At 36.3% G+C, this 295-nt stretch carries 1 protein-coding gene; it reads left to right on the top strand.

Annotated elements, in window-relative coordinates; all coding sequences use genetic code 11:
- On the top strand, positions 1–295 hold a 295-nt coding region (locus FS736_RS24875), incomplete at both ends, for a hypothetical protein (RefSeq protein ID WP_222125102.1).

Raw genomic sequence — 295 nt, 5'->3', positions numbered from 1 at the left:
TTCCTACTTCTTCTTTAACTCAACAAGAATGGATTAAAGCCCAAAACCCAAATCCAAATATCTTAACATCTATCCTTACTCATAAAAAACACAACAACACCATACCTACTACCATCTTATCAACTATTCATTATAAAAACCCTACTGCCGAAATTCACATCAACTTGATTACGCATGCTACACCTAGAGCTTGCGCCCCCGATACCATCACTACCCTCCTAAAATATCCACTCCATCAATTCACACTTCGTTCTCTTTATCCTCATGTTAATGCTTATAATATTCCATCTCAAAA

The sequence above is a fragment of the Cytobacillus oceanisediminis 2691 genome, from assembly GCF_007678455.1.
In the GTDB taxonomy this organism is placed as follows: Bacteria; Bacillota; Bacilli; order Bacillales; family Cytobacillaceae; genus Mesobacillus; species Mesobacillus oceanisediminis_A.
The sequence above is the reverse complement of the archived record's forward strand: the minus strand, read 5'-3'. Positions and strand labels throughout refer to the sequence as shown.